The organism is Paenibacillus silviterrae, assembly GCF_030167925.1.
In the GTDB taxonomy this organism is placed as follows: domain Bacteria; phylum Bacillota; class Bacilli; order Paenibacillales; family NBRC-103111; genus Paenibacillus_G; species Paenibacillus_G silviterrae.
In genome coordinates this window covers 3,574,309-3,594,734 of the sequence record NZ_JASKUT010000001.1, presented here as the reverse complement: position 1 = coordinate 3,594,734, position 20,426 = coordinate 3,574,309, and the positions used below count along the sequence as shown (strand labels likewise).

The 20,426-nt window shown below is 45.1% G+C and carries 22 protein-coding genes; 14 read left to right on the top strand and 8 right to left on the bottom strand.

Features of this window, described 5'->3' with window-relative positions:
* Nucleotides 1-16: 16 nt before the first annotated feature.
* The 6 genes from glmM (at nucleotide 17) to QMO62_RS16295 (ending at nucleotide 6,336) form a co-directional block, all read left to right on the top strand.
* Nucleotides 17-1,357 carry a phosphoglucosamine mutase gene (gene glmM / locus QMO62_RS16320; protein WP_284642562.1) on the top strand — a complete coding sequence of 447 codons (1,341 nt, stop codon included), beginning with the start codon at nucleotides 17-19 and terminating at the stop codon, nucleotides 1,355-1,357.
* Between the two features lie 512 nt (nucleotides 1,358-1,869).
* On the top strand, nucleotides 1,870-3,699 hold the full coding sequence (gene glmS / locus QMO62_RS16315; protein WP_284642559.1) for a glutamine--fructose-6-phosphate transaminase (isomerizing): 1,830 nt from the start codon (nucleotides 1,870-1,872) through the stop codon (nucleotides 3,697-3,699).
* Nucleotides 3,700-3,881: 182 nt separating this feature from the next.
* Nucleotides 3,882-4,442 carry a helix-turn-helix domain-containing protein gene (locus QMO62_RS16310; protein ID WP_284642557.1) on the top strand — a complete coding sequence of 187 codons (561 nt, stop codon included), beginning with the start codon at nucleotides 3,882-3,884 and terminating at the stop codon, nucleotides 4,440-4,442.
* Nucleotides 4,443-4,705: 263 nt separating this feature from the next.
* Complete coding sequence (locus QMO62_RS16305) at nucleotides 4,706-5,911, top strand: CynX/NimT family MFS transporter (RefSeq protein ID WP_372516724.1); 1,206 nt, start codon at nucleotides 4,706-4,708, stop codon at nucleotides 5,909-5,911.
* Complete coding sequence (locus tag QMO62_RS16300; protein WP_284642553.1) at nucleotides 5,904-6,152, top strand: putative universal stress family protein; 249 nt, start codon at nucleotides 5,904-5,906, stop codon at nucleotides 6,150-6,152. The genes QMO62_RS16305 and QMO62_RS16300 overlap by 8 nt, the downstream gene beginning before the upstream one ends.
* Nucleotides 6,139-6,336, top strand: coding sequence for a universal stress protein (locus QMO62_RS16295; RefSeq protein ID WP_348651721.1), 198 nt, complete (start codon nucleotides 6,139-6,141; stop codon nucleotides 6,334-6,336). The genes QMO62_RS16300 and QMO62_RS16295 overlap by 14 nt, the downstream gene beginning before the upstream one ends.
* A 604-nt stretch (nucleotides 6,337-6,940) precedes the next feature.
* Here the strand turns inward: QMO62_RS16295 and QMO62_RS16290 are convergent.
* Nucleotides 6,941-8,590, bottom strand: coding sequence for a stalk domain-containing protein (locus QMO62_RS16290; protein ID WP_284642552.1), 1,650 nt, complete (start codon nucleotides 8,588-8,590; stop codon nucleotides 6,941-6,943).
* A 366-nt stretch (nucleotides 8,591-8,956) separates the two neighbouring features.
* On the opposite strand from QMO62_RS16290, the gene QMO62_RS16285 reads away from it, so the two are divergent.
* Nucleotides 8,957-9,940: a metal ABC transporter substrate-binding protein gene (locus QMO62_RS16285; protein ID WP_284642550.1), complete on the top strand. Its 984-nt coding sequence runs from the start codon at nucleotides 8,957-8,959 to the stop codon at nucleotides 9,938-9,940.
* Between the two features lie 172 nt (nucleotides 9,941-10,112).
* Here QMO62_RS16285 and QMO62_RS33425 read toward each other — a convergent pair whose 3' ends face one another.
* The 3 genes from QMO62_RS33425 to QMO62_RS16275 form a co-directional block, all read right to left on the bottom strand.
* Nucleotides 10,113-10,388, bottom strand: a complete 276-nt coding sequence (locus QMO62_RS33425; RefSeq protein WP_369699112.1) for a molybdopterin-binding protein — start codon at nucleotides 10,386-10,388, stop codon at nucleotides 10,113-10,115.
* Between the two features lie 64 nt (nucleotides 10,389-10,452).
* Nucleotides 10,453-11,454, bottom strand: a complete 1,002-nt coding sequence (locus QMO62_RS16280; protein ID WP_284642548.1) for a CobW family GTP-binding protein — start codon at nucleotides 11,452-11,454, stop codon at nucleotides 10,453-10,455.
* A 177-nt stretch (nucleotides 11,455-11,631) separates the two neighbouring features.
* On the bottom strand, nucleotides 11,632-12,678 hold the full coding sequence (locus QMO62_RS16275) for a CobW family GTP-binding protein (protein WP_284642546.1): 1,047 nt from the start codon (nucleotides 12,676-12,678) through the stop codon (nucleotides 11,632-11,634).
* 258 nt (nucleotides 12,679-12,936) lie between these two features.
* Here QMO62_RS16275 and QMO62_RS16270 point away from each other — a divergent pair, with 258 nt between their 5' ends.
* From QMO62_RS16270 to QMO62_RS16255, 4 genes are all read left to right on the top strand, one after another.
* Nucleotides 12,937-13,293, top strand: coding sequence for a (2Fe-2S) ferredoxin domain-containing protein (locus QMO62_RS16270; RefSeq protein ID WP_284642544.1), 357 nt, complete (start codon nucleotides 12,937-12,939; stop codon nucleotides 13,291-13,293).
* A gap of 381 nt (nucleotides 13,294-13,674) precedes the next feature.
* Nucleotides 13,675-14,187 (top strand): DUF6886 family protein, encoded by a 513-nt coding sequence (locus QMO62_RS16265; protein WP_284642542.1) that lies wholly within the window; start codon nucleotides 13,675-13,677, stop codon nucleotides 14,185-14,187.
* Nucleotides 14,188-14,661: 474 nt separating this feature from the next.
* Complete coding sequence (locus tag QMO62_RS16260) at nucleotides 14,662-15,330, top strand: RNA polymerase sigma factor (RefSeq protein WP_284642540.1); 669 nt, start codon at nucleotides 14,662-14,664, stop codon at nucleotides 15,328-15,330.
* A gap of 76 nt (nucleotides 15,331-15,406) precedes the next feature.
* Complete coding sequence (locus QMO62_RS16255; RefSeq protein WP_284642538.1) at nucleotides 15,407-15,790, top strand: VOC family protein; 384 nt, start codon at nucleotides 15,407-15,409, stop codon at nucleotides 15,788-15,790.
* A gap of 125 nt (nucleotides 15,791-15,915) precedes the next feature.
* Here QMO62_RS16255 and QMO62_RS16250 read toward each other — a convergent pair whose 3' ends face one another.
* Nucleotides 15,916-16,320, bottom strand: coding sequence for a CBS domain-containing protein (locus QMO62_RS16250; RefSeq protein ID WP_284642536.1), 405 nt, complete (start codon nucleotides 16,318-16,320; stop codon nucleotides 15,916-15,918).
* A gap of 99 nt (nucleotides 16,321-16,419) precedes the next feature.
* Nucleotides 16,420-16,974, bottom strand: coding sequence for a glutathione peroxidase (locus QMO62_RS16245; protein WP_284642534.1), 555 nt, complete (start codon nucleotides 16,972-16,974; stop codon nucleotides 16,420-16,422).
* A 237-nt stretch (nucleotides 16,975-17,211) separates the two neighbouring features.
* On the opposite strand from QMO62_RS16245, the gene QMO62_RS16240 reads away from it, so the two are divergent.
* The 3 genes from QMO62_RS16240 to rpiA all read left to right on the top strand — a co-directional run bounded on the left by QMO62_RS16240 (nucleotide 17,212) and on the right by rpiA (nucleotide 19,143).
* Nucleotides 17,212-18,009, top strand: coding sequence for a putative protein N(5)-glutamine methyltransferase (locus QMO62_RS16240; RefSeq protein ID WP_284642532.1), 798 nt, complete (start codon nucleotides 17,212-17,214; stop codon nucleotides 18,007-18,009).
* A 127-nt stretch (nucleotides 18,010-18,136) separates the two neighbouring features.
* Nucleotides 18,137-18,460, top strand: coding sequence for a 2Fe-2S iron-sulfur cluster-binding protein (locus QMO62_RS16235; protein ID WP_284642530.1), 324 nt, complete (start codon nucleotides 18,137-18,139; stop codon nucleotides 18,458-18,460).
* A gap of 14 nt (nucleotides 18,461-18,474) precedes the next feature.
* Nucleotides 18,475-19,143, top strand: a complete 669-nt coding sequence (gene rpiA, locus QMO62_RS16230) for a ribose-5-phosphate isomerase RpiA (RefSeq protein ID WP_284642528.1) — start codon at nucleotides 18,475-18,477, stop codon at nucleotides 19,141-19,143.
* 47 nt (nucleotides 19,144-19,190) lie between these two features.
* On the opposite strand, the gene QMO62_RS16225 is transcribed toward rpiA, so the two are convergent.
* Nucleotides 19,191-19,802, bottom strand: coding sequence for a flavin reductase family protein (locus QMO62_RS16225; protein WP_284642527.1), 612 nt, complete (start codon nucleotides 19,800-19,802; stop codon nucleotides 19,191-19,193).
* 7 nt (nucleotides 19,803-19,809) lie between these two features.
* Nucleotides 19,810-20,424, bottom strand: a complete 615-nt coding sequence (locus QMO62_RS16220) for an alpha/beta hydrolase (protein WP_284642525.1) — start codon at nucleotides 20,422-20,424, stop codon at nucleotides 19,810-19,812.
* Nucleotides 20,425-20,426 lie beyond the last annotated feature (2 nt).

Below are 20,426 nucleotides of genomic sequence, written 5' to 3'. Positions count from 1 at the left end.
TAGGGGAGAGGGAAACATGGGGAAGTATTTTGGAACAGACGGGGTACGCGGCGTTGCTAACGCCGGTCTGACACCTGAGCTGGCATATAAAATCGGCCGCTGCGGCGGTTATGTATTAGCAGGGCAAGTAGAGAAGCCGGTAGTTATTATCGGTCGAGACACGCGTATCTCGGGTCCGATGCTGGAAGCATCGCTGGTGGCGGGCCTCTTATCGATCGGAGCCAACGTGGTTCGAGTGGGTGTCGTATCTACTCCGGCGGTTGCTTATTTGACGCGTAAGCTGAAGGCGGATGCCGGCGTTATGATCTCTGCAAGCCATAACCCGGTGGAAGACAACGGCATTAAGTTCTTCGCCGGTGACGGCTATAAATTGTCGGATGAGACAGAGCTTGAAATTGAGCGGCTGATGGATGCGGAGACTGACGAGCTGCCTCGTCCGGTGGGCGGGGACATCGGAACCGTGACGGATGATGAAGAAGCGAAGCAGCTTTACTTAGACTATATCCAATCGACGGTGAAGTCGTCTTTTGAAGGCATGAAGGTGGTTCTCGATTGTGCGAACGGCTCGGCCTATGAACTGGCTCCTAGGGTATTCCGGGCACTAGGCGCGGAGGTTGTGGAGATAGGGGCGGAGCCGAACGGCCGCAATATTAACGACCACTGCGGATCGACGCATCCGGAGAAGCTGCAGCAGAAGGTGCTTGAAGCAAAGGCACAGCTGGGCCTTGCCTTTGACGGGGACGCGGACCGCTTGATTGCCATTGATGAAAAAGGCGAGGAAGTCGACGGCGATTACATTCTGAGCATTTGCGGACACGCGATGAATCAAGCGGGTAAGCTGAACCATTCGACGATTGTAACGACGGTCATGAGTAATATCGGCTTTTTCAAGGGGATTGAGAAGGTAGGACTCAAGGCCGCTAAGACAGCCGTGGGCGATCGGTATGTAATGGAGGAAATGCGTAAGGGCGGCTACAATCTCGGCGGTGAACAGTCGGGGCATGTTATTTTCCTCGATTATAATACGACGGGGGACGGCATCCTGACGGCGCTGCAGCTAGTGGATACTTTGGTGCAGACTGGGAAGAGCTTGAGCGAGCTGAAGCAGATCATGCGCAAATATCCGCAAACGCTGGTTAACGTTCGTGTAGTGGATAAGAGCAAGCTGAACGGTAATGCTGCTGTGGAGGAAGCCATTCGCAAGGTGGAGGAAGAGCTAGGCGACAACGGCCGTGTACTGGTTCGTCCGTCCGGTACGGAGTCTCTCATTCGGGTTATGGCCGAAGGTCCGGATAAGGAGCAGGTTGAGGCTTATGTTCGGGATATCGCAGCAGTGATTGAACGCGAGCTGGTATAGCATTTGAAGATAAATCCCTCAGAACCTGAGCCGGTTTTGGGGGATTTTGCATTCATGGCAGAGATTGTCTGAAAATATCATGAAAATATCAGTTGCACTCGATAGGCAAAATGAATAAGATGGTTATATGTCAAAATGAAACGAAAGGTGGATAGAGGTTTTAATAAAATCACGACTAGCGCCAGAACTTGAAGGTTAATGCTTTGAAGTTGACGGTGAATGCCGATTCGGTCTATAGGTCCTATGCTGATAGCTTGTGCTGCTGGGCCTCACTTTATTCCCTAGACACGGTACTCATGGAAAACGATAGCTGATCTTGAAGTTGACGAGGTGAAGGTGTTCGAAATATTCGGCGGGGACCTTCCGGTATGATCCGTACCGTAAATTCGAAAATCAAAACGTCCGGGTGACTGGGCCGACAAGTTTTCGAGCGGGGTTAGCTTTGTGCTGCACTTTTTTCAACTTGTGCTATTCGATTTACATTTCATTCAAACATTCGGAGGTATTTATATATGTGTGGTATCGTTGGTTATATTGGGAAGCAAAACTCCCAGAAGATTCTGATTGAAGGCTTGAAGAAGCTTGAATATCGCGGTTACGATTCTGCCGGTGTAGCTGTCTATACACAGGAAGGCTTGCAGGTAAAGAAGTCGAAGGGGCGTCTGGCGGTGCTAGAATCGAAGCTGGAGGAGCAGCCGCTGCAAGGTACGGCAGGGATCGGTCACACTCGTTGGGCGACTCACGGCAAGCCGTCGGATGTGAACTCACACCCGCACACGGATAACTCGCAGAAGTTCTCTGTCGTTCACAATGGGATCATCGAAAACTATATTAGTCTGAAGGAAGAGCTGGCCGCGCAAGGGCATGTCTTCGTATCGGAAACGGACACAGAGGTAATCTCGCATCTGGTAGCGAGCTTGTATGAGGGCGATATTGTTAAGGCCGTACAGAAGGCTGTACAACGTATGAAAGGCGCATTTGCCCTGGGGGTACTGACGGAGTATGAACCGGATCGTCTGGTAGCGGTACGTTACTTCAGCCCGCTGATCATCGGTGTAGGCGAAGGCGAGAACTTCATCGGTTCGGATATTCCGGCGATCCTCGAATACACTCGCAATGTGTATATTCTAAACGATGGAGAGATGGCTGTTCTGACTCGGGACGGCGTGGAGCTTATGACTTTGGAAGGGAATTTTATTTCCCGGGAATTATTCCATGTCGATTGGGATATTATTACGGCGGAAAAAGCCGGATTTGATCATTTTATGCTGAAAGAAATTCATGAGCAGCCGAAGGCTTACCGTGATACTATGGGAAGTCGGATTGATGACTCCGGTCGCCGTGTAGTATTGAACGAAGTGGGCATGACGCCGGAGCAAATCAAAGGCATACGCAATGTTCACATTGTTGCTTGCGGTACAGCGTATCATGCGGGTCTTGTCGGCAAGGCTGTTATTGAGAAGCTGGCACGCATTCCGGTAGAAACGGACGTGGCTTCCGAATATCGCTACCGTTCCCCGATCATTACTCCGGAGACGTTGGTTATCGTGGTGAGCCAATCCGGTGAAACTGCGGATACACTTGCCGCTCTGCGTGAAGCGAAGCGCTGCGGCGCACGTGTCGTTGCGATCACGAATGTAGTCGGTAGCTCTGTAGCCCGTGAGGCGGATGATGTCATCACGACTTGGGCAGGTCCTGAGATCGCCGTAGCTTCGACAAAGGCATATACTTCGCAGCTGATCGCGTTCTATCTGTTCGGACTGTATCTGGCGCAAACGCTGGGTACGCAAGAAGAGGCATATATTGCCGAAGTGATTGCCGGCCTGGAAGCTTTGCCTGAGAAGGTGGAGCAAATTCTGGAGCAAGCGGAAGTTATTAAGGATGTTGCAGAGCAGGTATCAACGCACGACAACCTGTTCTTCATTGGCCGCGGTTTGGATTATGCGGTTGTGATGGAAGGCTCGCTGAAGCTGAAGGAAATCTCGTACATTCACTCGGAGGCATACGCAGCAGGAGAGTTGAAGCACGGGACGCTGGCTCTGATTGAAGAGGGAATTCCTGTGATTGCGCTGGCAACTCAGGACGACCTGTTCGAAAAGACCGTGAGCAACATTAAGGAAGTGAAAGCGAGAGGGGCACATGTGTTCGGTATCCATGCGGAGGGTGAGACGGAGCTGGCGAAGGTCGTTGACCACACGTTCGCAATCCCGGTTACCCATCAGCTGCTGACGCCTGCGCTGTCGGTAGTGCCGCTGCAGCTGCTGAGCTACTACGCTTCGCTGGCTCGCGGAAACGATGTTGATAAGCCGCGGAACCTCGCGAAGAGTGTAACGGTGGAATAAGAAGAGGGCGAAAGCCCTCTTTTTTTATCAGAAGAAAATAAAGTATTAGACTGACGAAGTTTCATTAACGGGCAGATTATTTTTTCATAGGAGTGTAGTCCACCATCAAATACTAATCGTATGGAAAAGAATCTAGATAAATAATATACTAGCTATAACTGTTTTTTGTTGAGGTGAATCTCATGGATGAAATCGATGAATCAAAAGAATTTGTATTACAAATCGGCGTTGCCTTGAAAAAGTACAGAAAAGAAAAAAACATGAGCTTAGACGACTTATCGGAATTAACGGGCGTAAGCAAACTTACTCTGGGGAATATCGAACGTGGCGAGACAAATCCAACTTTGGCGATTATATGGAAAATTTCAAAAGGTATATCTTTACCGCTATTGGCTTTGTTCAAATCAGAAGACTCTGCTAGTTTGTATCGAGCAGGCGAAGGACTGCGGTTTTCTAATGATCAAAAAAATTGGATCATTGAACCAGTCTTTAAAAGTAACGATATTGAAATGTGTCGGGCTTACTTACAGCCAAATAGCTCGTATCAGCCTGAAGGTCATCATGTGAATACAACTGAAATTGCGACAGTCATGACTGGGTCCATTGAAATTCAAGTTAATGGAGAGATTTACACATTGAAACAATATGATACGATCAGTTTTCGTGCAGATTGTCCTCATTCTTATACCAATCATACGGATAGCGAAACAGTGCTCCATATATCCTTAAAGTATGGTTTCTAAAAGTTGAAAAATCCAATTATTAAATACAACTCCGAATTCCATGATGGGAATTTAGAGTTGTATTTTTTTGTTTTTAGATGAGTTGTTGTATATTATAAAATACTTATTGATAAAATTAGTATACTATAATATACTTTTTTTTGTTCGCGCGAATGTATTGCATAGTTTTTTTCAATCAGCAGGAAACAAATAGTACGTATGAATTCGGGAAGGAGAAATGTAGAGTGCCGAACAAACAAAATAAAAAAGCTGTACCATCCTCTATGGGGCTGGTAATTCTTGGCGTCATTGTTATTGGAGCTAATTTACGCACTCCCTTAACTTCAGTCGGTCCTTTAGTGAGCCTCATAAGGGATGACGTTCATATTTCAAATACATTAACAGGACTGATCACAACGGTCCCCTTACTTGCCTTTGCTTTATTATCACCTCTAGTACCAAAATTAGGACGGAGGTATGGGGTTGAACGTATCATCTTGATTGCTCTCATCTTTCTGACTGTTGGTATTGTAATACGTTCTTTATCTGGCGCAGCTAATCTGTATATTGGGACAGCAATTCTTGGATTCGCAATTGCCGTATGTAATGTATTATTGCCAAGTATAATCAAAAGGGATTTCCCAAATAAAATCGGCTCCATGACAGGTGTTTACTCCATTTCAATGAGTTTATGTGGAGCAATCGCATCGGGAATCAGTGTACCGCTAGCCGTGAACGCAGGTCTAAAATGGCAGGGAGCATTGGGAATATGGGGGATTCTAAGCTTTGCATCGATCCTCTGTTGGTTACCCCAATTAAGAAATCAAATGAAGCCAACAACCACGTCGAGTCAACAGACGGCCAGTAACGATGTGAATGTTTGGCGATCCCCTCTTGCTTGGCAAGTAACCTTGTTTATGGGTATACAGTCCATGGTTTTCTATGTGTTGATCGCATGGTTGCCTGAAATTTTAAAGCAGCAAGGAATTGACTCCAACCAATCAGGATGGTATCTCTCGATCATGCAGTTAGCTCTGCTTCCATTTACCTTTGTTGTCCCTGTTATTGCTGGGCACATGTCTAGCCAACGGTTGTTAGTGGTCATCACAACCATTTTGCTTTTAATGGGAACGCTCGGACTTCTTTACGGAAGCTCCAGTATCATTCTGTTGTGGATCATCATACTCGGAATTGGTGGAGGCTTCGCCTTCAGTTTGTCCATGATGTTTTTCGGGTTACGTACTGAAAATGCGCATCAAGCTGCGGAACTGTCTGGCATGGCGCAATCGATCGGATATCTTCTTGCCGCAATCGGTCCTGCCCTTATAGGATATCTGCATGATGCGACAAATAATTGGAACCTGCCACTTTTCATTCTACTTTGCGCTTCGGTCTTACTCTTTTTATTCGGTATAGGAGCAGCAAGAAACCGTTTTATAGGTAGCCGAAATAACTACGAGCTGCCACGGAAAGGACGGAAATATGTTTGATAAAATTATTGTGGAAATTGATAAAGATGAAATAACGAACAAACTCCTCGATGCAACCGTTGAAAAAGCCCGAAACAAACAATCTCAAGTTGCTTTGGTTAATGTCAGCCAGGAATATGTATCGAATGGCATGACATATTTACCAGGGAATTTCTTGAAAGAAATATTGAACGAAATGGAGAAAGCGAGTTTGGAACAGTTGCAACAAGCCAAATCCAAATTAGAATCTGCACAGAATTAATCCGGGAACAGTTCATCTTAAGGTAGATCCTGAACATGAAATATTAAAATATGCAAGGGATACCGAGCAGCAACTCATTATTATTGGAAGCCGTGGGCTAAGTGGCATAAAAGAAATGATGCTTGGAAGTGTCAGCCACAAGGTTTCACAGCTATCAAATTGCCCAGTCCTCATTGTGTATTAACTCCTTTGGGGACTTCAAAGATGATGCATTGTTATACTATAGGGTACGTTATTTTGAAAGACTACAGCGGCAGTCTAAGACTTTATTTTTCAAGTCTTGGTCCGCCGCTGCTTCTTTAATGGATCAGTCTAAAACTAATTTTCCAAAAGCTGACGATTCATCAATTCAAAAACCGCGTTAAATCAACGACTCCAGTCTAAAACTATATTTTTCACCGAACATTTTTTGTTAAAGGAAAATAAAGTATTGTTTTATTTTGTTTTCGACTAGTTCTTTATGGTAGTCGGGATATCGAAGTGGTTTGAATGAACTCGGTTGGATCCAATATTCGCAAGCTTCGGAAATTATATAACTTATCGGTTATTGAATGCCCCCCCTTAATTGAACTTTGGGGATTGACCACTCAATGCTGTTGGAGAAAAAATATAAACCTACACTAACGAAGTAATTGATTTCTTGATATGGAAGCCGTTTGAGCAGGTATCATTTTTCGGAGTTGGTGTGAGAAGCTAGGATTCGTCATCAGTATGAATTGACAGAAGACGAAAAACAAAAGGGGATGGCTTTTTCAGCCGATCCCCTTTTGTTTCGTTGCAGGTAAAGGTTAATGCTCATGTTCATGCTCATGCTCGTTATCGTGCGTACTATTAGGTTTATGATTTTCATTATGCTTTCCGCCGTTTTGGGTTGCTTCATCAAACACAATGCGGATGCCCAGGAGTTCAGAAAGATCGATGGTGTTCATATAAGTATTACCTTCTACAATTAAAGGTGCGTCGTTCATTGCTTTTCGGATACCGTTTACTTCAACGAAGGTATTGCCGATGACCAGCCTTATGTTTTGCGAGTCCTTTGTGATAACGATGCCTGATGACTCGGCAAGCCATTCGATTCGTGCGCCGATCGCTTCAGCGGCATCCCGTAACCGTATCCATACAAGATGGTCCTTGAATAATGAAGAAGTTGTGATCTTGAAGCTTTGATCTCCTCTCTGAATGAGGGCTTCCGTTACATTTAAAGCCAGCGCTTCTTCCAGGTGAGAGTCGACTTGAGCCAGAACAACCATACGTGTCGGCTGTCCGCCGATGTTCAGATTACGGATCAGCTTCCCGTTATCTAGATCTATCTGTGCGATGATACCTTCATCGGGCAAGCTGACATAAGCATGGCTACCTAGTGTTACAATATCCGGAAGGATAGCCTTGTCCGTATGCTCATGAAAATCGGCGCTCCAGCCTTTGCCTACCACCACACTCCGCAGCAGTTCACCGTTCGCAGAGTTTCGGATCTCCAGTTTGCCGTCCCGGTTTAGAATGAGCAGGTATGATTTATCGGCTGAGATGGCCTGACGAACGGAGGAGGCGACAGGGACCGTTTCATATGTATAAGGCTGACGTCCGGCATCAAGCCGGTAGAGCATGGGTAAGGTTCCCTCGGTATACCCCCAGAAGATACGCTCTTTACCTTCCATAAAAGCAGCGACTCTCTGTTTCTCTGGATAGGAGATTCGAGATACGATCTGCTTCGCTTCGGCACCGCGCGTTCCTACTACTAGGGTGTTGTTCTGACAAGCAAAGAACATGCGGCCGGATTCATTATCGTGAGCGATGCCATGGAGAACAGGACAGCCGTTTAACCTCGCTACCTCATCTCCGGTTTCCCTGTCCAAAATTTGCACCAGGCCTTGTTGGAGATGCCCTACATAAATATACCCTTCAGCCTCGGCATAGTGATAATGGGCGCTTCCTGCAAGCTCATATTTACGAACCGATACAGCGCCTAACCCGTCAAAATTTCCATCGAAAGTGAGCAACTCGGCCTTTGATTCATTCACCATCGATGCTGCGCCACCGATCGAGGTCATATAACCGTGCCGGGCACCGCTCGGGGAAAAGCCTTCGAAGGTCCTTGAAATAAAAGGGAGTCCAGCCTTGCCTGTAATGGTATCAAAAGCCGTATTCACCACGGTTACGTGGTCGGTTTCCGTATTGCGGCCTCGCGTGACGAATAAATGCCGGCTATCCGGGGTTAAGCCAAGACTCATAATATAGGGAGGCGTGGATAAACGAGCAACGACGTTCCCTTCAGGTAAGTCAATGATAGCCAGATCGCCGTTATTTGCATCCGCAACGAAGAGTCTGCCTTGTGCAGGCCATTCCTCGGTATTACGCTCTACTGTTCCATGTGCCGATACGGATACGGAGGACAATAGGAAAATAACGATCGAAAATACAAGTGAAATGATTCGATACATATAATAAACTCCTTTCTATTAAATAGTAATAATTACTAATAACAAATATCATTATAGTTCATTCCTATTTTAAGTCAATATATTTTATTTGCGTCATCGGATACTATATTGGCAATTTACATTACTCTTGATTAGCGTAACGACACCTTCGGAGTAGAGCACGAAGCTGTATAGACAGGGTCTGGATTCTCCCTGCTCATTTCTTTTTGTCATTAAGGCACGAATTTATTCGTAAAAAATACACTTTACAAAACATGTCGTTATCTAGTAACATCTAGTATGTTCAATATTCGTAATAATTACGCATAAAATTCATATAGGGACTTTTTATGCAACATAATATATTGAGAGGATGTAGAACTAAGAATGAAAAGTAAGAGAAAGGTAATCTATCTTCTTGTTACCCTACTTATCAGCTCGCTTCTTATAGCTGGATGTGGAGCCGGTCAAGCTGCTATTGTTGAAGGAAAGGTCAATGTCTTCACCACGTTTTTCCCGCTATATGACTTTACGAAGAAAATCGGCGGAGAACATGTCAATGTAGTTAATCTTGTTCCTACAGGTGTTGAACCACATGATTGGAGCCCGAAAAGTAAAGATTTAAAAGGACTAAACCAAGCGCAGCTCTTTATATATAACGGTGCTGGTTTTGAGGGATGGGTACACGACTTTTTGGATGGTGTGAAGAAGGATTCTAAATTGGTCTTAGTCGAGGCGAGCAAGGGGGCTGAGTTTATCCCTGCAACGATGGATAAGCATGAAAAAGAGGATGAGCATAAGCATGAGGAGAAGAAAAAAGACGGGCATGGGCACGATGAGGAAGAGTCGAATGTTGACCCCCATATATGGTTAAGTCCACTGCAAGCAAAGAAGATGGCTGAAAATGTGAAAAACGGATTAATCCAGGCGGATGCTGCACATAAAGCAGATTATGAAGCAAATTATAATAAATTAATCGGGCAATTGGATCAGCTGCATACAAAATTTAAAGACGAGATCAGCAAAACCAACAGAAAAGAGTTTGTAACTTCGCATCAAGCTTTTGGTTACCTGGCTCGTGATTATGGATTGCGACAAGTTCCTATTATGGGCCTAGCTCCTGATGCGGAACCAACCTCTAAAGATCTTATGGAGATTTCTAAATTTGTAAAAGAGAATCAAGTGAAATATATCTTATTTGAAGAACTGGTTTCCGATAAGCTGGCGAAGACCTTGGCAAACGATTTGAATATTCAAACTTTAGTTTTAAGCCCACTTGAGGGAATTACAGAAGAACAAGCAAAAGCAGGGGAAGATTATGTAACCCTTATGAATAAAAATTTAACCAATCTATTGAAGGCATTGCAATAATTCGTACATCATTACATGAAAAACCGGACTTCTCATGAGCAGGGAGTCCGTTTTTTTTCAATGAGTAAGGGAGGTTTATGATGTCATTAACATGTACCGTTTATCCAGCACCCCTTAAACAAGCCGTCCATCAGAAATTCGATCATACTCTATTGAATGAGCATACGGAGTTTTAGTATGTTAACCCAAATACGGAGCTGTTAGCAAAAATCACGGCTTCATAGGTTGTGTCACGCCTGGCAATGCCTGTCCCTCCATTAAGCAAAATTGCGTGAACGGAATGGAGACTGGCGACTTCTTGTAATACTCCCTGAATCTCATGATAATCATCCCTGACGATTCGATATTGTACTGCAACAGATCCATGTGGCTCCAATATTTCACGGATGAGCTTGCCGCTTGTATCATTATTCTCCGTTTGGGTATAACGGAAGTCATAAACAATCACCTCATGTATCGGATTATATCCGGAAGTAGAAAAAAACCGGAGCTTCAAGCTCCGGTCCGATCAACTAGGCTATACAACTGTTGAACTGTTCCCTGAACCAAGCTTCATCAAGATTTCTTCCGATGATGACGAACTCGCTTTTGGGAGTCTCATCGGTACGCCATTCGCGGTCCGAATCGGAGCTGAACAGCATGTGGATACCTTGGAATACGATTCGCTGATTTACATTTTTAATGTTAAGCACACCTTTGTAACGGAATGTGTCCTCCCCGTGTTCTGACAACCAAATGCCAAGGAATTTCTCCAGCTTTTTCAGGTCGAGCGGACGCTCCTCACGGAAATATAGAGATGTGACTTCATCGTCATGATCATGATCTTCCTCTTCAAGGAAGCCAGGGTCGATCTCAAGCTTTTGATCCAGATCAAATGCATTGATTCCTAGAATGTGGTCTATATCAATTTGAGATTTACGGGTATGGTACAGCTTCGCAGCTGGATTCATAGTACGCAGCCGCTGCTCTAATTGCGAAAGCTCCTCACTGCTAACCAGGTCCAGCTTATTCAGCAAGATCACATCGGCGAAGGCAACCTGCTCCTGTGCTTCATGTCCTTCATCCAAATGCTGTCCGGCATGCTTGGCGTCTACAACGGTAACAATGGCATCGAGTCGATAAAATTCTGCCATTTCATCATCAACGAAAAAGGTCTGTGCTACAGGTGCAGGATCAGCGAGTCCGGTAGTCTCAATCAGCACGCGATCAAATTCAAGCTTCCGACTGCCAACACCGCGTTTACAATCCATCAAATCCCCAAGAATTCGAATAAGATCCCCGCGTACCGTACAACAAATACAGCCGTTGTTCATCTCGAATATTTCCTCATCAGCACCGACGACCAGTTGATTATCAATCCCGACCTCACCAAATTCGTTCACAATGACGGCAATTTTCTCACCATGGTTCGCGGTTAGCACATGATTCAACAACGTGGTTTTTCCAGCACCCAAAAATCCAGTCAGTACAGTGACGGGAACCTTAGGATCCGTTGAAGTTGATGGCAATGTCATCGATAATCACTCCTGATTTAAATGTAATAATTACTAATAACGACTATACAGGGGACTCTATAAATTGTCAAACGGTGGAAGAAGGGAAGCCTAACGAATTAGCCGCCCCACTCGCGCTTGTTTTTCTGTGATGCTCCGAGATGCACTGACCCGCTATGCGATTTGCCGGACAGAGCTCTAACCTAGGAGATGGTTCCATTCCTGTTCAATTCGCTGTCGGTTCAACTCGATCCCGATGAGAACGAGATATGAGGGACCGTGGTAATCTGAAATATCCCAGTAGATTCGTTTGCCGGCAAACTGAACGAGTCTATTTTTCAGCTTTTTATCAGAAACCGTCACATACCCTTTTGCTCGAAGCAATAGATCTCCCCATCGTTGAATAAATTGCTCAACTTGTTTGACCGTAATCGGCACATGTTCAGGCACGGAAAGCGTTATTGTTTGAATTCTACTGAATGAAGGAGTGGTTACAGTCCCTTCATGATCATTGCGCTTATGATGGAGATGATCGTGTCTGTGGCCGGCCAACGTTTCTTTTTTACGAATAGGTCCTCCGATAACCTTAAAGCTTTTTCTTACAATGGGCGTGCCGTGGTCCAATGGTTGCAAGCTGGAAAACAAATCCGTCGATTCTGCTTGACTATGTTGGGTGAAGTGGATGATAGCTTTATCATTTTGTTTTTTTATTGCTTTTTCAATCTTTATCAGTTGGGATGGCGCAACCAGATCGGTCTTGTTAACAAGGATGGTGTCTGCAGCCTCCATCTGGCGACGTAGCGTGTGCTTTAGTGCGTGGTCCGTATTAAATAGGCTGTTATACTCCAGGACCCACTCCGAGTCTAGTACGGTAACGATATGTCTAAGTTCCACACGATTCAGCAAGTAAGGCTCTGTTAACGCATCGGCGACCTCCTCCGGATTGGCAACACCGGTGAGTTCAATAAACAGAACATCCGGCTGTTGATCAATAAGCCGTCTTACACAGGCAGCCACCTCGGACTTTTTGCTGCAGCATATGCATCCGTCCAGTAATTTCTCGAGCGATGCATTCGGTAAACCGGAACGGATTAGCCCGCCGTCCACGTCGGTTTGTCCCAATTCGTTCATTAATACGACCGACTTCAGTTGGCGATCACCCGCCTCTTGAAGCAGTCTCAAGAGTAATGTCGTTTTACCGCTTCCCAGAAATCCACTTAGGATGATGACAGGAACTTTGATCATGCCTGATCTCTCCCTTACATTTATGTAATGTTTAGCTTAGCAACAGCACCATGCTGATGATTAGTAACGTACTCGCGTGGAACCGGACACGGGGGGACCGTTAGTCGGTAAGTTCTGAGAGCTTTTGGATGAAAACATAAGTCCACTTCTTGTATATGCTGTGATATCCGTTTATAATCGTAAATGTTACGATTAATATAACGGAATTATAGTATCTAGACCTTATACTGTCAAAACTAGAGGAGAGGAGAGGCATTCATGACAACATGGAACCTTCAACAGACCAGATGTCACTTGCTCATTTGTAATGGTGGCAGCTGCATGAAGCGTGGTGCTGAGGAAGTGACCCAGGCGATTCGGGAAGAAATTACAAAGCTTGATGCCGACAACGTTATTCATACAACCCGCACACGTTGTAATGGACGCTGTGCAGACGCTTGCGTCGTTATCGCTTATCCCGATGGGGTGTGGTACAGAGACATTACCCGTGAAACGGGGAGGCAGTTAGTCCGCAAGTATATGGAAGGGCAACTGTTGGAGGAGCAGATTGTATATTCGTTCGAAAGGGAATTTATTGCTTCAGGTCGGTCGATCCAGGGTATAGCAAAGGGGTAAGCGTACACGAGCAAAATTGTACCAAACGTCATCATATCCGGTTTTTTGGGCAGCGGAAAAACAAGGGCGCGGGTACGGAAGAGCCTTTGCTTCTTTTCTGGTAAATGGAATCATTCGTCGCGGCGAGAAAGTCGTGAAGCTCGGGGTAGTCAAAGGAAATCCTGCGAAAAAATGATATGAGAGTCTTGGTTCGGATAAGGTGAAGGTGTATTTAAATACTAACGAGTTGATTACCGTGGCAGGGATTATCGATAAAATCGTTGGTTTGGGCTGTACTCAAAGCTTCGATGAACAGTTATTGAAGACTGTGCATTGAAGTAACGGGAGGATAATACAATACCCATATGGAATATAAAGGTAATTGTTTCGAGGAGGGTTTACGTGCTTTTTCATTTCAGTGAAGAGGATAGTATCAAAGTATTTATTCCTAAAGAGAAACAAAATCGTCCAGATTTCCCTGCGGTAGTCTGGGCAATTGATGAAGAGCGTGAGTTTACATACTATTTCCCGAGGGATTGTCCCCGTATTGTGTGTAGGAAGGACGAGGCGACAACGGACCAACATTTGCAGCTTTTCTTCAATAATTCAATTGCTGATACCATAGTTACGGTGGAAAGTGATTGGTATACGAGGATTTCAAAGCAGATCGTTTATAGATATTGCTTTGACGATGAAGGCTTTGAGCTTTTTGACAAGACTGCGGGTTATTATATTTCACGTCAAACTGTTAAGCCAAAGTCAGTTGATACGTATGGGAATTTGTTAGAGAGACTACTCCAAAAAGGAATCGAATTAAGATTCACAACGAATTTATATCCTCTTAGAGAAGCAATATTAGCTTCTGACTTCAAAGGATTTGGTATACATAGATTTAATAATGCCAAAAAACTGTAGTCTACTAAGTGCCTTGAGGTGATTAATCTGAAACAAAAGCCGTGCGTGATCTCAATTTCTGCCGTATCTGGTGGGGGAAAATCCACAATAACAAATCAACTAATCAGTAAGTTGAATAATACTAAATTACAAGGATGAATCAATTGCAGGTATCCACGAAGAATTAACAAACTATCTACTTAGAGGAAGGGCAGCTTATTTGGAGATGGAAAAGTCAGTCAAACCCAATTCAGACGTTATAATCAAAGGCGAACAACACACATCACTTATTGTTGGTGAAATAGTAGATGTACTGAAAACCAAGTTGCTAAACTAACTGGGTACGACAGTTAAACGGTCCGGGAGTAGTTTGCCGCGGCAGCTACTCCATATTTTCATTGAAGTAACGGGCAGCATCAACAATAGACAATTAATTTTTTACAAATCGTTCGTCTTTCTAAAGGAAATTCTCGCTCTATAAAAGAAATAATTAACATGGACTGGATATCTATTTTAAATCAATACAGTTTGCGAATTACGGGTAATGAATGGGATGCTTATGATTTGGCACAGGATGCTTCGATCAAACTGATCGAGGCACTTCGTGCTAACCCAGAAAGGGCTGTAACGAAGGCTTTCCTGTACCGAATGACGAGAAACGTCTGGATAGATGCAAAAAGAAAAGAAAAAATGGTTACCGTCCCATATGATCTAAGCTATGAAAAGGGTGAACTTGATCCTCTAATGTCTACCAGGGAGTTATTGGAGCTGGTCGCAGAAAGGTTGCCGGCTTCAATGGGCGTCATTTTATTGTTGATGGACATATTCGATTTTACGGCTAAGGAAACGGCTGAAATCGTCCAAATGAAGGAACCGACTGTGCAAGTTACATTGGGGCGTGCACGACTACGTCTCAAAAAATTGGCTCATACCTCATTTTTAGAAAAAACAGCTACTCAAACCAAAATAGAATCGCATTCTCCAACAAATTTCGATGCATTGGTAGACGCTTTTCGGAGACGCGATCCTGTCGCAATATATCGGTCGTATATCGGAATGGCTAATAAAGGAATTCACCTAAGCAGTCTTAAGAGATCAGGCTCTAAAATGTTTTTTACCTTCAGTGATCCCGATGGCAACTTATTTGGAGTCATTTCGGAATAATTCGAGATCGTTGTTTGGTTTTGATCTCCATTTACGTTTATTAATCGAGTGAAAAAAATGAAAAGGAACGATGCTTATGACAAAATCAAGCAGTACATTATTTGACGGGTTTGGAGTCTTTATTCCGGTCAGCAATCTAAAGCGCTCTGTGGAATGGTATAACAGCATACTTGGATTTACCGTCATACATGATGATGCGCCGGAAGCAACGGTCGTAAGGATGTATAACAGTTCGGTTGTATTTTGTCTTGTACAATGTGAAGAGGTTAAAACGCTTGAATTCCCCAAAAATAATTATAATGTAGGACAGTATTTTAACTTTCACACAAACGATGTTACGGAAACGCACCGTCGCCTTACTGAATCGGGAGCAAAGGTTGGGGAAATACATTCATTCGATGGGATGCGTGGATTCCACTTAACAGATCCTGATGGAAATCTCTTTGGCGTAGTTCAATAGTTTAAAGTGAACTCTCAAAATATTCTGAGGGAGTTTAAAGAATGAAGATAACAAACACATGAGGTTGCAAAAGGGGTTAAAATTTTGTGGCTGCCGGCGAACGGCAGCCTTCTGATCCTTTCAAACTAGTCAGTAATATTCCGTGTATAGTATTCGATGATATCTTTGCGGCGAATAATTCCGAGGAACACCCGATCAGCGTCTACGACCGGAACGAAGTTCTGGTCGGCCGCCAACGTCAACATATCGTCCAGATCGGCGCCGATTTCGACGCATTCGACTTTCATCCGTCTTTTTATGGATACGACAGGAATTTCGTGCATTGTATCGAAGCCAAGGCCGGGTGTGGCTTTAAGCTTCCATAATAAATCTCCCTCGGATAGCGTGCCGTAATATAAACCATTATCGTCTAAGATCGGAATGGCCGTATAATTGCTCGCTTCCAATTTATCCATGGCTTCTTTCATAGTAGAGGACGTTAGAAGATAAGAAACCTCTTTTTTGGGATATAAAAACGATTTGATGTCCATCGAATCACGCTCCTTTGGTATATTAAAGCATATTTTTTCACGAGGCGCATGTGGGAGTGAATGGGACATTCGTCGTTCTTGGTCACCAATCCGAGTCGGTTACTGCTTTAATAATAATGATTCTATACATGGCTCTATATCACATGGTTCTGTCGTCGTTTCGTATCGATTGCATACATTGCCATTCCGGTCGACCAAAAACTTGGAGAAATTCCATTTGACCCCGTCACCGGCGCAGATGTCCGGATACTTTTCTTGCAGAAACTCCTTCATCCATTGACCACTCGAGGTCTGAGTATCGAAACCCTGAAAGGGTGCATGTTGGGTGAGATATTGATATAAAGGATGAACAGACGATCCCCTAACCTCCACTTTTTCAAATAACGGAAACTTCACTCCAAAGTGGCTCTCACAATATTCATGTATATCCAGATTACTCCCCGGCTCCTTCTCGTTGAATTGGTTGCAAGGAAAGCCGAGTATTTCAAACCCCTTCTCACGGTGACTTTCATAAAGCTGTTGTAGATCGGCGAATTGTCGGGAATAGCTGCACCTGCTGGCAGTGTTGACAATAAGGAGAACCTTTCCACGATAAATTGATAATTCAACGAGCTTGCCGCTAATTGATTTGACTTGTATATCGTAGATAGACATCAGATTAGCCCTCCTCGTTCATGTTATAAATACATCATATGGATACAGATTATTATTTGTCTAATATATAATAAACATAATAGTAATAGGTGAAAACAATGAGTAAGCGGCGGTAAATACGGGAGCCTCGCTCGAAATGAGCAGATAGTTTTTGTATAAAGAAACTTTACATTTTGGGAAACAGTGAACACATATAGAATGGAGTGAATACAATTCCATGCCAAAGTAGGATGATATGTGGATTATCTCGAAGATGGAAGTGCCATATGGGAAAAAATTGTTAGGGAGCTGCGAGCTGCCGGTTGTGTTTTTGCCGAGGAAGAGGCCCGGTTGCTTATGTCTTCCTCACGGAATGATAGCGAATTAGCACAGCTGGTGGATCGCAGAGTTGCCGGTTATCCCCTGGAACACGTTATCGGATGGGCGGATTTCTGTGGGATACGAATTGAATTGGATACGGGAATTTTCGTTCCGCGGCAACGAACCGAGTTTTTAGTTCGTCAGGCTGTGGCTCTCACTCGACCGGGCGACGTTGTAGTTGACCTGTGCTGCGGTTCCGGAGCTTTGGGCGCGGCCTTAGCCGCTTTGGTGGGGCGTATTGAATTACACTCGGTTGATATCGACCCTGCAGCAGTACAATGCGCCCGTCGTAATATCCGCTTAGACAAAGGCTTGGTGTATGAGGGAGATCTCTACGATCCCCTGCCTGTGCGGCTGTATAACCGCGTCCATGTTATGATAGCCAATGCTCCCTATGTGCCTACTGGGGCCATCCCCTTCATGCCAACGGAAGCCCGCGACCACGAGGCGAGGATTGCGCTTGATGGAGGAACGGATGGACTTGACGTCCAACGAAGAATTGTAGCGGAAGCTTCACATTGGCTGGAAAAAGGGGGCGTTCTACTAGTCGAAACTAGCGAAAAGCAGGCGCCGCTGACTGCCGATCTGTTTACTCAATTCGGATTGAATCCCAAGTGGGTTCGTTCCGAGGAACTGGATGCCAACGTTATCATCGGTGTGCGAACCGATGCATAGATGTGTTTTTTCCTAGCTGGCGCCATTCCGTTTGCCATCCGTTTGACTAAAACAAAAAATTGATTGACAATGTTCGTGAGGACGTCATTTATTAAGTGAAGCGCAAATAAGGAGTCGAAAATCACAGATGCCCAAAGTATCCGTATGTAATCGAATATTTGATGCCGAAGAAGGTACAAAATTAGTTCTGGCTCTCGAGGACCACGGTGTAGATATTATGCATATGTGTGGAGGTCATGCGCAGTGCGGGACCTGTAGAGTAGAAGTGCTCGAGGGCGTTCTGCCGCCTGTATCAGCACTGGAAACGAGATTGTTCCAGAACAAAGGAATCGAACCGGACGGGCATATTCGGTTATCCTGTCAAATACGGGTAACCTCCGACCTGGAAGTGAAACCGATACTTACCGTAACTGAAGCGGGGATGGGACCCGGCCCAAGACCAAGAGATTAAATAGGGATGATACCATGGATGCTAAGAAGATAGCAGGAAAACAAGCAGTTGAATTCGTGAAGGATGGAATGATCGTAGGACTAGGCACAGGATCAACAGCCTACTGGGCCATCATGAAGATTGGCAAGCTAGTCAAGGATGGATTACGAATTCGGGCCGTCTGTACTTCAAGCAATACGGAACAATTGGCAGCTCAGCTCGGAATTCCGATCATGGATATCAACGAAGTCGATAGGATTGATCTAACGATAGACGGAGCCGATGAAGTTGATCCTCAGTATCAATTAATCAAAGGCGGCGGCGGAGCGTTATTTCGTGAAAAGCTGGTAGCATCGGCATCCTCCCAGTTTATTGTTATTGTGGATGAATCCAAGTGCGTCTCCAGCTTAGGCCGGTTTCCTTTGCCTGTCGAAGTGGCCCCGTTCGGATGGAACATCACAAACAAGCAGCTGATGCAGCTTGGTTGTCAAACCCAATTACGCCGCGCGGAGCAATCGCCGTACATAACAGACAATGGAAATTATATTATCGATTGCCGCTTCGGAGTCATCTCCAATCCGGAGGAGCTATCCATAAGGCTGAATGGAATCCCGGGCGTTGTAGAAAACGGCTTATTCGTAAATAGGACCGATATACTCATCGTGGGGAGTCAAAGTGGCGTGGTTCAGACGAAAGTCAAATGAGGATGATTGAAAGAGCCGAGGGGAGCCCGAAGACTCCCCTCGGTTCTTTAATTCGGTCGGTCCAACGCAAACATGTCGCCCAGCTTAGCATAGCTGCTGCCGGCTAAGCGGCTGACCGCCAGTAATTTATTGGCATGTATGCGTCCATTTTCATACAAATCCTCTGCGATATGAAAGTAAACGACTTTACCGATTATTAAATCGCAAGCAGGGGCTGAGGGCGTTCCCCCGAGTTCTATTGCTTTTTCTAAAACACATTCCATACGGATCTTTGCTTCTGCAACCCCCGGTACACTTATTTTTTCGCTGGGAACCGGGGTAAGCTTGGCAAGAGAGACTTCACTTTCTTCCGGCGGAAGATTGGCTGCCGTTTGATTGATGGCTTCGATGTTTGTTTCATCCGAAGCATGAACGACAAAAGAACCGGTTTCCAGTATATTTCGAGAGGTGTCCTTGTATAGTCCGTTCTTCCGTTGAATCGAGATGGAAATCAGCGGTGGATTCGCGGTGACAATATTGAAATAACTGAATGGCGCCGCGTTCAATACCCCATTACGGGAAAGGGTTGTGATAAAGGCAATGGGCCTTGGCACAATGCTTCCCGTGAGCAGCTTATAGACGTCCCTCTCACTTTGTGATTCCGGATCAATCCTCAGCATCGTCCGTTCACCTCGATCCCCAATGACTCTGAAACCAAGCGGCCGCGGTGTTCACTTCGGAATGGGTTAAGCGGTGCCCGAATGACTCCCAAGAAACCGTTACGCTGCCCCCGGCGTAGCGAAGGAGCTGTTCCAATTCCTCCGTCTCCTGCGGGGTACAGATAGGATCATTCGTCCCTGCACCGATAAAAATGGGGATCCCATTCAGCTTCGGTATCTCTATGCCCCTCCGCGGGACCATCGGATGATGCAGAATAGCTCCCTTCCACGCCCCCTGATGGTGAAACAAGAGACTGCCGGCAATATTGGCACCGTTGGAATAACCGATGGCTACGAATTGACTACGGTCCAGCCCATAGGCAGCCGCCGCTTCACCAAGAAATTCATGAAGCTCATTTGTTCGAAGGAGGAGATCTTCCTCATCAAAGACACCCTCGCTAAGTCTTTTAAAAAAACGCGGCATTCCATTTTCAAGTACGTTCCCTCGGATACTTAATACCGATGAGGCCGGTGACACGATTTGTGCCACCGGAAGCAGGTCTTGCTCTGTACCTCCCGTACCATGGAATAGAACGAGCGTAGGAGCGGCAGGGTCGGAACCCTTCTGGAAAATATGCTTCATCG